The organism is Rhizobium sp. FG96 (assembly GCF_057808655.1).
In genome coordinates this window covers 92776-104973 of sequence record NZ_JBMDIL010000019.1, presented here as the reverse complement: position 1 = coordinate 104973, position 12198 = coordinate 92776, and the positions used below count along the sequence as shown (strand labels likewise).

Here is a 12198-nt window from a genome sequence, read left to right as displayed (position 1 = left end):
CGTCAGAAATTCGGATTGGGAACGCGAGCGAGTTGCTCAGCCATGATGTGGACCGGGATTTCGGCGAGATCAGACGAGATGCCGTTAAGTTCCAGGAGATCGGAGATCGCCGCGAGAACCCTCGGGCTCAGCGCCTCAAGCGTCTCGGCCTCGACTGCAAGACCGTCGATATCGTTGCTGGTCGCAACCCATACGCCGGCCTCGTCATCCCAATCGGCGCGCACGAAAATGGATACATGCTTCATGCCGTCACTTCTCCCGCCCGGCAAACGCCCGGGCTGATCCTGCCTATGCTACGTTCCCGCAGCCTGCAGACGCCGTGCCGGGCACGGCGCCTATTGTGCACATATATAGCTGAATGGAAGTGAATTTTCAGTAGTGGCGTCGATTACGCCTGGCGTTCCGGAACGTGAACCGTCAGGCCGTCGAGCACGGCCTTCATGCGGATCTGACAGGAAAGACGCGAATTCGGCCGGACGTCGAAGGCGAAGTCCAGCATGTCTTCTTCCATCGCTTCCGGCGGGCCGACGCGCTCTACCCACTCTTCGTCGACATAGACATGACAGGTCGCGCAGGCGCAGGCGCCGCCGCATTCGGCTTCGATGCCCGGGACGGAATTGCGCACGGCATTTTCCATGACGGTCGAACCCTGATCGACGTCGAGGTCAAAGCGCGTGCCGTCAAAGGCGACAATGGTCAGTTTGGGCATTTTGATTTCCGGTAACTTAATGAGGGAGGATCAGAATTTTTCTTCCAACAAATCTGCGAGCCAGTCAACATCGGCCGTCTCGCGCTCTTCATCCCATACTTAAAAGCGACAGGCTTTCTTGATTGCGTCATGCCGCTGGTCACAAAAAGACCCGCTGTGCCCTAAAACAGACTTGCTGTTCACGCGAACAGACTTGCTGTTTCGGAATGGCGCAGCGGGTCCAGCTTTGTAGACCGATGCTCTGCTCCTAGCGGCTGAGCTTCAGGATGAAATTTTCCGCCTCGACGACGGCGGCGCCGACGGCGGCCATCGATGCCGCATCGCCGGCATTCTCTTCGAGCATTTCAGCCGTCTCGGAGACCCGGAAGGCGCCGACGGCGCTTGCCGCGCCCTTCAGCCGGTGGGCGGCTGCGACGATCTTCTTCGCCTCGCCGGAGGCGATTTCTCCGAGACACGCGCGCGCCTGGCGCGCAAACATCTGGAGCACTTCGATTTCGAGGGCCTTGTCGCCCATCGTCTGCTTTGCAAGATGCACCAGGTCGATCGGACGGACCTTGGAGGGGCACGGCCCCTTCGAATTATCCGGCGCTTCGAACGCGATACTGACTGCTGCCATGTGCCAAACTCCCGTCTTTATCCCCGCGGTTGAACTCAATAGTGCGGTTGGAGCGTGGCGATCGCGTTAAATTCCGGCACATTGAGGGCGGGATTCTCCCGCTATGGTTAATATCCGTTAAACATCGCTAAATTATTGGTTTTTCAACAGGCTCTGCCGTTAAATCATGTTAACAACCCTTTAACGGCGGGTGATTAGCAAGCCTTCGTTAATTGTCTCCGAAGCCCGGATGTGTCACTACGATACTGGTACAGTGGGTTTGTGCTACGCGCCTTTGCGGGCCAAGTGGATAATGGTAATGTTTTGATACCGTCCGTTTGAAAAAGCGGCTATCCACTCTGAAATGACATGCTTATCCGTCCGTCGTCTCGGATGGTAAGGTCAGAGCAAAAGGTTGACGTCCGGGCGCGGCGATGCCCGGATCAGCGGCTGAACCGGCTGAGATGTAACGAGGCGTAACGGAATGGCGAACAACAAGTACAACGAGTCGATCGAGGACAAGGCGTTCAAGGCATTGGACGAGGCGCTCCAGATCGACTTCAGCCAGCAGAAAGCGCCGTCTCGCAGCGGCAAAACGCCCGACGCCCCGGAGGCCAATGTGTCTGAGAACCCATCTGCGCGTAATCAGCAGGAACAGGACGACAGCCAGCGCCGCCGCGGCCGCGCAAAGACTGCAGAACAGCCCGCCCCCCGTGCCCCGGCCTTCGCGCCGGCCAACGACGCCAATCGCAATACCCCGGCAACGCTTCTGAAGTCGCTCGACGGTGGCTCGACGCGCACAGCCATCCGCAACGCCACGCTCTTCTCGCTCCTGTGGATCGTCGGCGGCATCGGCCTGATGTCCCTGCTCTATTCGCCGCAGATCTGGCAGATCCGTTCGATCGCCGATCTGGTGGCGCTTCCCGGCGTGATCGCCGGCATCATCGGCATCATCGTGCCGGTCCTGCTCTTCTACGCCTTCGCAATCATGATTTCCCGTGCGCAGGACATGCGCAACGCTGCCCGCTCGATGGCCGAGGTCGCCCTGCGCCTTGCCGAGCCGGAAACCATTGCCTCCGAACGCATCATGACGGTCGGCCAGGCCGTGCGCCGTGAAGTCTCGGCAATGAATGAAGGCATCGAGCGCACCATCGCGCGCGCTTCCGAGCTCGAAACGCTCGTTCATTCCGAAGTCAACGCGCTCGAGCGCAGCTATGCCGATAATGAATTGCGCGTGCGCGGTCTCGTGCATGAGCTCGGTTCCGAACGCGAAGCGATCGTCAATCACGCCGAGCGCATCCGCAGCTCGATCGTCGGCGTTCACGACCAGCTGAAGGAAGACCTGTCGCTGGCGACCGAAGAAATCGCCGTCCGCCTCTCGACCTCTGGCGAAGCCTTCGCCTCGATGATCGATACGCGCGCTGCAACGCTGACCGAAAAGTCGGAAGCCGCCATCCAGTCGCTCGGCACGCTGCTGGCCGCCAAGACGGATTCGCTGTTGCAGACGCTGACCTCCTCCGGCTTTGCGCTAGCGCATGAATTCGACACGCGCCTGGATACGCTGACCTCCAGCCTTAGCGAACGCGGCGAACACCTGCTCAGCCAGTTTGAGACGCGCGCCTCCACCATGGACAGCAGCGCCGAGAAGCTGAACGCTGCCCTCAACGACCGCGCCCGCCAGCTGAACGAAATCCTGATCGCCCGCACCCGCGAGATCAACGAGACGCTGACCGGCAGCGAACGCGAGATAACCGGCTCGCTCGATGGCGTTCTCGCCAAGCTCAACAGCGCGCTCGACGAACGTGGCGCGAGCTTCCGCCAGAGCCTGCAGTCCAGCGCCGACGACGCGATCATGGACCTCGACCTGCGTTCGGGCTTCTTCGAAGAGCGCCTGCAGAGCACCGTCGCGCAGATGTCGACGGCCTTCGACGAGCGCGTCGCCGAATTCGCGACCGCCTTCGACAAGCGCGCCGGTTCGCTCGATACCAAGCTCATGGAAAGCCTCGCCCGCATCAACGAAACGCTGGCAGGCGGTTCGGAATCGATCGACGGCATCCTGAATTCCAGCATCGAGCGTCTTGGCGCCTCGATGACCGACCAGTCCTTCGCGCTGGCAACCGCACTTGGCACCGGCCAGGAAGTGCTGGAAAGCTCGCTCGGCAGCAAGGTCGAGGAAATTTCCGAGGCCCTCGCCGCCCGCACCAAGGAAATCAACCAGACCCTCAAGTCCGCTTCCAGCGACGTCAACGACGCGCTGGCCGCCGGCATGGCCGATTTCCACGGCAACCTCACCGGCCGCACCAGCGAGTTTACCACCACGCTGCAGAACGCCACGGGCGAGATCTCGCAGGCGCTGGCAGCCGGCACATCCGGTCTCCAGGCCGGTCTTGCCGAGCATACAGCAAACCTCTCCTCGGCCCTGCACAGCGCCACCGGCGAAATCTCGCTGGCGCTCGCCGCCGGCACGTCCGAGCTGCATAACAATCTCTCGGCCCGCTCGACCGAATTCCGCGACACGCTGCTGACGACGACCTCTGAACTGACTGCTGCCGTTTCCGCCGGTGCCGACCAGATCAGCTCCGCCTTCGGCCGCGCCGACGATCTCAACACCGTCATTTCCGAGCGCGCTGCTGCGATCACCACGGCGCTCGACTCCGCGCATGAGCGCATCGACAGCGCCATGGCCGAGCGCAGCAATGCTCTCGCAAACACGCTATCGAGCCACCACGACCGCGTAGCCGACGCGCTCGACGAACGCACCATGGCGCTCGCCATTTCGCTTGACGCCGCCCAGGAGCGCCTCGAAGGCACCATGTCCGACCGTGCCAATGCGCTGAACGACGCGCTTTCGGCAAACCACGCCCGCCTGTCCGATACGCTCTCCGCCAATCACGATCGTCTCTCCGACGCTCTCGACGAGAAGACCATGGCGCTCGCCATTTCGCTCGACGACAGCCAGAGCCGCTTCGACAGCGCGCTGGAAGCCCGCGCCAATGCGATGCTCGACACCGTTGCCGGTGCCGAAGCCCGCGTTGCCGGCGCCTTCGCCGACAAGTCGGAAGCGATCCGCAGCGCCTATATCGACAGCCAGGATCGCCTGGAGCGCTCGCTGAACGAACATGCAGCCGCCCTGCACTCCTCGCTCTCGAGCAACAGCGACCGCATCGAAGCCGTGACCGGCGACGCCGCCGCCCGCTTCCAGTCGCTGACCGGTGAAGCTGCAGACCGTATCGAGGCTGTGACCGGTGATGCCGCAAGCCGCCTGCAGACGCTGACCGGTGCCGCAGCCGATCGCATCGAAGCCGTCACCGGTGGTGCAGCGACCCGCATGCAGTCGCTCGCAGGCGAAGCCGCCGACCGCATCGAAGCGGCAACCGGCGACGCAGCAGCACGCTTCCAGACCCTCACGGGCGACGCTGCGGAACGCATCGAAGGCGGCCTCGCCTCGGCGCATGACCGCATCCGCTCGACACTCGAAGACCGTACCAACGCCATCAGCCTGGCTCTCGGCGAAGCCCATGCGCAGATCAGCGACACGCTCTCCGAACAGGCAACGACGATCAGCGCTTCGGTCGCCGCCAGCACCAGCATGCTCGAAATGTCGCTCGAAGATCACGAGGCATCGCTGCGCCAGACGATCGACAACAGCTCCCGCGCCCTCGACGAGCGCCTGCGCGAGGGCGCCGGCCAGATCGCCGAACGCTTCCAGGGTGCTGCAGCCGAAATCTCCCGCACGGCCGAGACCTTCTCGACCCATCTCGACCACTCCGTCAGTGGCATGACCGAGCGCTTTGCCGAAACCGGCTCGCGCGTCGAGGCTGGTCTGACGACACTCGAAAACCGCATCCGCGATGGTGTCGGCGGCGTTGCCGAGCAGGTCGATGCAGCCGGCGCGCGTCTTTCCGAAACGCTCTCCGACAGCATCAACCAGCTGCGCGAGCTCGGCGATGATGCCGCCTTCCGCGTCACCACCGTTCTCGAAAGCACCAGCGACACGCTGACCGGCGCAATCGACGATCGCACTGCGAGCCTGGCTTCGACGCTGGAAGAGCGCGCCCGCAGCCTGTCGTCCTCGATCGATGCACAGGCTTCCAGCCTCGCAGCCAGCCTCGACGTCCGCGCTTCGCAGATGAACGCCTCGCTCGAAGCGAGCTCGGCAAACCTGACCACTGCACTGGATGAGCGCACCACGCATCTCTCCTCCGTGCTCGATGACCGCACCGCCCGCCTCTCCTCGTCGCTCGATGACCGCACGGCGCGCCTGACGTCCTCGCTCGATGAGCGCACCGCTACGCTCTCGTCGTCGATCGACGAGCGCACCTCCAATCTCGGCGACACCATGGATCGCGGCGGCGAGCGTCTCGGCGAGCGCCTCTCCACCATGGACCGCGCACTCACCATGGGCCTCGAAGCCGTCAACCAGACGATCGAAGGCAAGGCCGCTGGTCTCGCCTCGACGCTGCGCAATGCCGTTGCCGACGCAGCCCAGGGCATGGACGCCGAAGCACAGCGCACCGCCGACCTGATGGGCCGCACCGGCCAGCAGTTCACCGAAACGCTCGATGCCAAGAGCGGCGAATTCGCCCGTTCGATGGACGAGCGCTCCGAGCAGATCGTCGGCCGCGTCTCCGAGGCACAGAACCGCCTTGCCGGTCAGGCTGCCGCCGTCGCCCAGACCTTCTCGGAAGCTGGCAACGCCATCGTCAACAAGGTCGCCGAAGCCGAAACGCTGGTCAGCGGCCAGGTTAGCGCCATCTCGCAGGCTCTGTCCGACGCCCAGTCGTCGCTGGAGACCCGTGGTGACGCGATCCGCACGACGATCGCCACCGCCAGCGAGACGATCGCCAGCACCATGTCCGATGTCGATCGCACGCTCGAAGCACGCGGCACGGCAATCCGCACCGGCCTCGAAGACCGTGCCCGCGAACTCGATGCTTCACTGACCGATGTCGACAAGGCTCTCGAAGCCCGCGGCAGCTCGATCCGCGCAACGCTGGACGAGCGCACCCGCGAGCTCAACTCGATGCTGGCAGGCCGTTCTTCGGAACTGTCGCGCCTGATCGACGAGACCGCCCGCCCGATGATCGAGCGCTACGCCGAAACCGGCCAGGAAGCAGCGGCCCGTATCGCGGCTGCCGCCGAGCAGAGCGCCGACCGCCTGCGTGCCGAAAACGCTGCGCTTGCCAACGCAATCGCTGCCCGCACGGAAAGCGCCTCGACGGCCGTCAACGCCATCGAGACCAGCCTGCTTGCCAACGTCAACTCGCTGATCGAGCGCCTCTCCGACAACAGCGCCTCGATGGCGCTGATGATGAACCGCGCCGCTCAGGACCTGACCGATGTCGACGGCCGCCTCGGCGACACGACCTCGCGTTTCACGGACTCCGCCGCCAAGGCCGCCGAAATGGTCTCCGCCTCGACCCGCCTGCTCGAAGGCAAAGTCGATCGTCTCTCTGATATCTCCGGCCAGACGCTCGCCCAGGTCGGCTCGATCATCGGCCGCTTCGACGAACATTCGAAGGTGCTCACCCAGGCCTCCGGCCTGCTCGCCGCCGCCCAGTCGAACCTGGTATCGACGCTGGAAGAACGCGAAGGCGCGTTGCAGAACCTGTCGCTCGGCCTCGTGCAGCGCTCGGAAGAAATCGAAAAGACGATGCGCTCGCTCGGCAGCATGGTCGAAGGCGCCTTCGAGCGTGCCGAACAGCGGTCCAACCAGGTCAGCGGTAATCTGCGCCAGAGCGTGCAGACGTCCTTTGCCGATATCGGCCGCGTTCTCTCCGATACCGAGAAGCGCGCCGAGGAAGCTGCCGAAGCAATGCGCAGCTCGATCGTCAAGGCCGGCGAAGAAGCCAACGCCACCATCGACGGCACCTTCGGCAATGCCGAGCGCCGCTCGAGCGAGCTTGCCAACCGCCTGCGCGGTGGCCTGACGGCGTCGCTGTCGGATGTCGAGCGCATGCTCGGCGAAGCCGGCCGCGCCTCCGACGGCGCTGCCCAGCAGCTGCGTGAATCGCTCCGCGAAGCAGTCGAGGAAGCGGTCGCCCGCTTCTCCGGCGCCACCGAAGAGATCCGCCGCTCGGCTGGCGATATCCGCAAGGAACTCGATATGACCCGCAGCGAGCTGAAGCGCGGTGCCTTCGACCTTCCCGAGGAAGCCAAGGAAAGCGCTGCCGCCATGCGCCGCGCCGTTGCCGAACAGATCAAGGCGCTGCAGGATATCTCGCATATCGTCGGCCGCTCGGTTCAGCAGTTCGAAGTGTCCGAACCGGCTCCGCGTGCGGCACAACCTGCCCCGGCTCCCGCGCCGCGCCAGGCTCCGCCGGCACCTGCTCCGGTCGCGGCGCCCGTCGTGGCCGCCCAGCCGGCCCCGCAGCCCGCTCCGGCTCCGGCACCCCGCCCGCAGATCGAGGATGGCTTCGCGCTGCGCGGCACCATCGCTCCGCCTCAGGCTGCAGTGCCGCAACGCGCCGCTCCGGTCGCCCCGGCTCCTGCAGCCGCAACACCGGCCCGCCAGGAATCCGGCGGCTGGATCAGCGATCTGCTGCGTGGCGCCTCGCGTGACGAAGATGCCGAAGAGGCTCCTGCCCGTCCGGCAGCACCGCGCGCCGAAGCAGCCGCACCGGCACAGCAGCGCGCCGCCGACAGCCGCAATCCGCGCCATGTGGTGGAATCGCTGAACTCGCTTTCCGTCGATATCGCCCGCGCCATCGATCACGATGCCTCGGTCGATCTCTGGCGCCGTTACCAGCGCGGCGAGCGCGACGTCTTCACGCGCCGCCTCTACACGCTGAAGGGCCAGCAGACCTTCGACGAGATCAAGCGCAAGTATGACCGCGAGCCGGAATTCCGCACCGCTGTCGACCGCTACATCGCCGATTTCGAGAAGCTGCTCGCAGACGTTGCCCGCAGCGACCGCGACCGGACGATCACCCAGTCCTACCTGACGTCGGATACCGGCAAGGTCTACACCATGCTGGCCCACGCAGCGGGCCGCCTGACCTAACGGAAGCGAAATCGCAGTTAAGTACAAGAAAAGGGCCGCTTCATCCGCGGCCCTTTTCCATTTCCGCAATGCGGTATCGAAAGCGCCTCACGGCAAAGTGAGACAAACGGCCGCCGTAAATCCGGGCTTATAAGCAAGACACGCTTGTCATAATGCCGTAGATTTGCTCAACCCGGCGGGCCAGACAACGTCACTCCGTCACGACCCTATGCAGGTTGCCAGCGTGCTGCCGCCGTTTTGAAGAGATCACATTCGATGCCAAAGACCATGCCGCTGCTTCTTTCCGCAGCGTTCTCCGCTTCCCTGTTCCTCGGGCTGGCCTCCACATCCGCGGCCGGACAGGCAAGTTTCCTGATGGACGCCCAGACGGGCCAGGTGTTGGCGAGCGCCAATCAGGACGATCTCAACTACCCGGCATCGCTGACCAAGATGATGACGCTCTACCTGGCATTCGAGGCCATGCATGCCGGCCGTCTCAGCTGGGACCAGAAGCTCACCATGTCGGAAAATGCCGAGAGCAAGGAGCCCTTCAAGCTCGCCGTAGGCGCCGGCCGCAAGGTCACCGTGCGCGAGGCGGTCGAAGGCATCATCGTTCTCTCGGCCAATGACGCCGCTGTCGCGATCGCCGAACAGCTCGGCGGCTCCGAAGATGCCTTCGGCAAGCTGATGACCGCAAAGGCCCATCAGCTCGGCATGACCAATACCGTCTTCAAAAACCCGTCGGGTCTTCCCGACCCCGAGCAGGTGACGACGGCGCGCGACATGGCGACGCTCGGGGCATCGCTGATCCGTGACTATCCGGAAGAGTTCAAGATGTTCTCCATGCGCGGTTTCCAGTTTCGCGGCATGAAACTGCGCGGCCACAACAATGTCATGTACCGCTATCAGGGCGCCGATGGCATCAAGACCGGCTACACGGATGCATCCGGCTATAACGTCGTAACCTCGGTCAACAAGGACGGCCGCCATGTCGTTGGCGTTGTCATGGGCGAAAAGACCGCGGCGATCCGCGACGACAAGATGGCCGCCATGCTGGACGCCGCACTGACCGGTGCTCCGGCCGCCGCAACAGCTTCCGCCGACCCGTCGGCCGCCACCGCCGCCGTTCCCGCAAACTGATCGCTACGCCGGCTGCTTCACATCGGCAGCCGCAAAATGCGCCATCTGGTCCGCATAGGCCCTGGCAAAAGCCGGCCTTGCCGTCGCCCGCTTTACATAGGCACGGCAGGCCGGAAAGGCTGCCAATCCATCGAAACGGTCGACCAGGCGCAACACATCCGCCATCAGGATATCGGCGACAGAGAACCGTCCGGCCAGCCACTCGCGCGCTGCAAGCACCGGCTCCATATGCTTCAGCCTCGCCTTCAGGAAGGAATCCAGGCTCTTCCAGGCCGCGGTATCGCCGTCCTGCCCGGAAAAGATCATGATCGTCCAGGGCAGGCTTGCCGCCTCGACCGAATTCAGCGCCGCAAACAGCCACTCCAGCGCCTCGCTGCGGCCTTTGTCGTCGCCCGGCATCAGCGCTTCGCTCTTGTTGCCGAGATGGAGCAGGATCGCGCCGCTTTCGAAGATCGAGAGTTCGCCGTCCGTCAGCCACGGCACCTGGCCGAACGGCTGGTGCGAGAAATGCTGCGCTTCACGCTTGGCAAAGGGTATGCCCGCGACACGGTAAGACAATCCCGCCTCTTCCAGCGCCCAGCGCACGCGGATGTCGCGTACATAGCCGCGTGGCAGATCGGGAACCCAGTCGAAGGTGGTGAGGACGAGCTTGTTCATACTGCTTCTCCTTGCTCTAGCTAAGCAAAGGACGCGCGAACACCTCGTGTTCCGACATCGGCAGCCAATTTTTCTCGTTCGCCGCCGATATCCGCTATCAGATGGACTGCAGCGTCCAGTCGACGATCTGCGTCGTGACCGCCGAGAACGACCGGTCGAGCGCCTTGACCATGCCATCGGCCGCTCCGCCACCGGCCGGTACCGCGGCGCGGAATACCTTCTGCGCACGCACCGAGCCGTTGCGGTCGTTGAGGATCTTCGCGGAGATCTCGACGACGGCCTGGCTGCCCTTGCTGCTGTCGATCTCGAAAGCGCGGATATCGGTCACGACCTGATAGTCGATCGCCAGCCCCTGTCCGGGCTTGCCGACGCCGCCGAGCTTGCCGGAATTCTCATAGGCTTCGACCAGCTTCGACTGCACCATGCGGGGCAGCTTGTCGCTCCACTGCGAGCGGGCCAGATACTGGATTTCGGAGGGCGAAACGCGCACCACGATCTGTTCGCTGTTCAGCGCCTGCAGCGCCGTCGGCTCCGGCACCAGGATCTGGCTGCGCTTGGCGGCCGGGCCGGCTCCATCGGCCATCGCAGCCGAGAGATCATAGGTGTCGTTCTTGGCGCCCGTGCCGCAGCCGGCAAGGGTCAGCGCCACCAGCGGCAGCGCGAAGGCTGCTCTCGCCAGCAATGAACGGCGCGCCAACAGATGCGATACGGCCATATTACGCTTCCCCTGCTTTCCCCAGATCAACGGCGTGTCCGGCCGTCATATTGCTTCACCGTATCGCCACCGAAGATCAGGCGCTGCGGGTTCTTGTCGAAATTGCTGATCGCATCGTTGAGGTTCTGCACCGTGCTGCGCGTATCGTTGACCAGCGACTGCACGTCGCGCAGGCCGCCGCTCGAGAACTTTTGCAGATTGTCGGCGATCGGCCCGATGCGGGCATTCAGGTTGTCGGCAACCTTCTTGAAGGATTCCAGTGTGTCGCGCGCCTCGGCAAACAGCGATTGTGAATTGTCGGTGCCGAGCAGCGCATCGAGCTTGATCAGGATGCCGTCGACACGCGTCGAAGCCGAGTTCAGCTTGTTCGCCATCTGCGAGACGTCCTGGATCGTCTGGTTGATGTCCTTCTGATGCGACGAAACCGTATTGGCAACGTCGCGGATCGAGGCGACGGCAACGCGCGCATCCTTGGTCGCCTGCGAGATGTCGTCGACCGTGCCCTTCAGCTTCTGCGGATCGATCTGCGCAATCAGCGTGTCGACGCGATCGAGCGCCGTCTGCGCCTTCTTGCCGACATCGTTGAAGGTCGTCGCCGTCTGGTCGAACTTGTCGATCGCGCCCTTCAGGCCGCCCGAGGCGTCGGCAACGTCCTTGCTGACCTTTTCGGCGTTGGCGAGGATTGTATCGATCTTCTTGGCATCGACAGCCTTCACCAGCGCCTCGACGGCGGCAAGCGTCGAATCCACCTTGCCGGAGACGTTGCGGACGGTCTCGGAAAGCTGGCCGACACTCTGCAGGAAGCTGTCGATATTGCCGGAATTCTTGGCGAGCGCATCCGAAAAGGTCTCGGCATTCTGCAGCGTCTTGGTCAGCGGTCCGCGCGCATCCTGCACGAAGCCCTGCACCTGCCCGACCGCATCGTTGGCGCGATCGAGGATCTTGTCGGCGGTCGCCAGAAGGTTCGTCACGCTCGACTGATCGGCGACGATGACCGCGCGCTTGCCGCTGTCGATCGACTTCTGCAGGATATTCTCCTCGCCGACCTTGCCGCCGGACATTTCGATATAGGCAGCACCCGTCAGTCCCTGGATTTCAAGGATCGCCTTGGTCGAGGGATAGATCGGCGCATCGACGCGCACTTCGGTAAAGGCCAGCGAATATTGCGGATCGTCCGCGTCGATCGACAGCGACTTAACCGAGCCGACCTGGATGCCGTTGAAGCGCACCGGCGAGCCGACGCTGAGGCCGTTTGCCGATCCCGGAATGCGCACGACGAGCTCGGCCATCGGGCCGCTGCGGCCGTATTCCGCCATCCAGTAGACGAAGCCGAACGCCGCTGCGATCACCAGAACGGTGAAAATGCCGACAATCGTGTAGTTCGCTTTGGTTTCCATCGT

The 12198-nt window shown here is 63.7% G+C and carries 8 protein-coding genes; 2 read left to right on the top strand and 6 right to left on the bottom strand.

All coding sequences use genetic code 11. The features are described from left to right. Positions 1-2: 2 nt before the first annotated feature. From ACODR6_RS29320 to ACODR6_RS29310, 3 genes are all read right to left on the bottom strand, one after another. A complete protein-coding gene (locus tag ACODR6_RS29320) occupies positions 3-245 on the bottom strand; it encodes a DUF1902 domain-containing protein (RefSeq protein WP_112716551.1) in 243 nt (80 codons plus the stop codon). 143 nt (positions 246-388) lie between these two features. Continuing rightward, positions 389-709, bottom strand: coding sequence for a 2Fe-2S iron-sulfur cluster-binding protein (locus tag ACODR6_RS29315; RefSeq protein WP_112716553.1), 321 nt, complete (start codon positions 707-709; stop codon positions 389-391). Between the two features lie 247 nt (positions 710-956). Next, positions 957-1325, bottom strand: a complete 369-nt coding sequence (locus tag ACODR6_RS29310) for an Hpt domain-containing protein (protein ID WP_130278198.1) — start codon at positions 1323-1325, stop codon at positions 957-959. A 463-nt stretch (positions 1326-1788) separates the two neighbouring features. Between ACODR6_RS29310 and ACODR6_RS29305 the strand changes: the two genes are divergently transcribed. Then, positions 1789-8307: an apolipoprotein A-IV repeat region-like domain-containing protein gene (locus ACODR6_RS29305; RefSeq protein ID WP_489025956.1), complete on the top strand. Its 6519-nt coding sequence runs from the start codon at positions 1789-1791 to the stop codon at positions 8305-8307. A 255-nt stretch (positions 8308-8562) separates the two neighbouring features. Then, positions 8563-9426 carry a D-alanyl-D-alanine carboxypeptidase family protein gene (locus ACODR6_RS29300; RefSeq protein ID WP_489025954.1) on the top strand — a complete coding sequence of 288 codons (864 nt, stop codon included), beginning with the start codon at positions 8563-8565 and terminating at the stop codon, positions 9424-9426. Between the two features lie 3 nt (positions 9427-9429). Here the strand turns inward: ACODR6_RS29300 and ACODR6_RS29295 are convergent, their stop codons facing one another. The 3 genes from ACODR6_RS29295 to ACODR6_RS29285 all read right to left on the bottom strand — a co-directional run bounded on the left by ACODR6_RS29295 (position 9430) and on the right by ACODR6_RS29285 (position 12195). Continuing rightward, positions 9430-10083, bottom strand: a complete 654-nt coding sequence (locus tag ACODR6_RS29295; RefSeq protein ID WP_130278195.1) for a glutathione S-transferase family protein — start codon at positions 10081-10083, stop codon at positions 9430-9432. Between the two features lie 97 nt (positions 10084-10180). Beyond that, positions 10181-10798, bottom strand: coding sequence for an ABC-type transport auxiliary lipoprotein family protein (locus tag ACODR6_RS29290; protein WP_489025951.1), 618 nt, complete (start codon positions 10796-10798; stop codon positions 10181-10183). Positions 10799-10824: 26 nt separating this feature from the next. After that, entirely contained in the window at positions 10825-12195 is a 1371-nt protein-coding gene (locus ACODR6_RS29285) for an MlaD family protein (protein ID WP_413709614.1), read from the bottom strand. Between the last annotated feature and the right edge of the window lie 3 nt (positions 12196-12198).

What these genes read in the sequence shown, in the direction of transcription:
- ACODR6_RS29320 (WP_112716551.1), bottom strand. Translation starts at nt 245, where the DNA reads ATGAAGCATGTATCCATTTTCGTGCGCGCCGATTGGGATGACGAGGCC.
- ACODR6_RS29315 (WP_112716553.1), bottom strand. Translation starts at nt 709, where the DNA reads ATGCCCAAACTGACCATTGTCGCCTTTGACGGCACGCGCTTTGACCTC.
- ACODR6_RS29310 (WP_130278198.1), bottom strand. Translation starts at nt 1,325, where the DNA reads ATGGCAGCAGTCAGTATCGCGTTCGAAGCGCCGGATAATTCGAAGGGG.
- ACODR6_RS29305 (WP_489025956.1), top strand. Translation starts at nt 1,789, where the DNA reads ATGGCGAACAACAAGTACAACGAGTCGATCGAGGACAAGGCGTTCAAG.
- ACODR6_RS29300 (WP_489025954.1), top strand. Translation starts at nt 8,563, where the DNA reads ATGCCAAAGACCATGCCGCTGCTTCTTTCCGCAGCGTTCTCCGCTTCC.
- ACODR6_RS29295 (WP_130278195.1), bottom strand. Translation starts at nt 10,083, where the DNA reads ATGAACAAGCTCGTCCTCACCACCTTCGACTGGGTTCCCGATCTGCCA.
- ACODR6_RS29290 (WP_489025951.1), bottom strand. Translation starts at nt 10,798, where the DNA reads ATGGCCGTATCGCATCTGTTGGCGCGCCGTTCATTGCTGGCGAGAGCA.
- ACODR6_RS29285 (WP_413709614.1), bottom strand. Translation starts at nt 12,195, where the DNA reads ATGGAAACCAAAGCGAACTACACGATTGTCGGCATTTTCACCGTTCTG.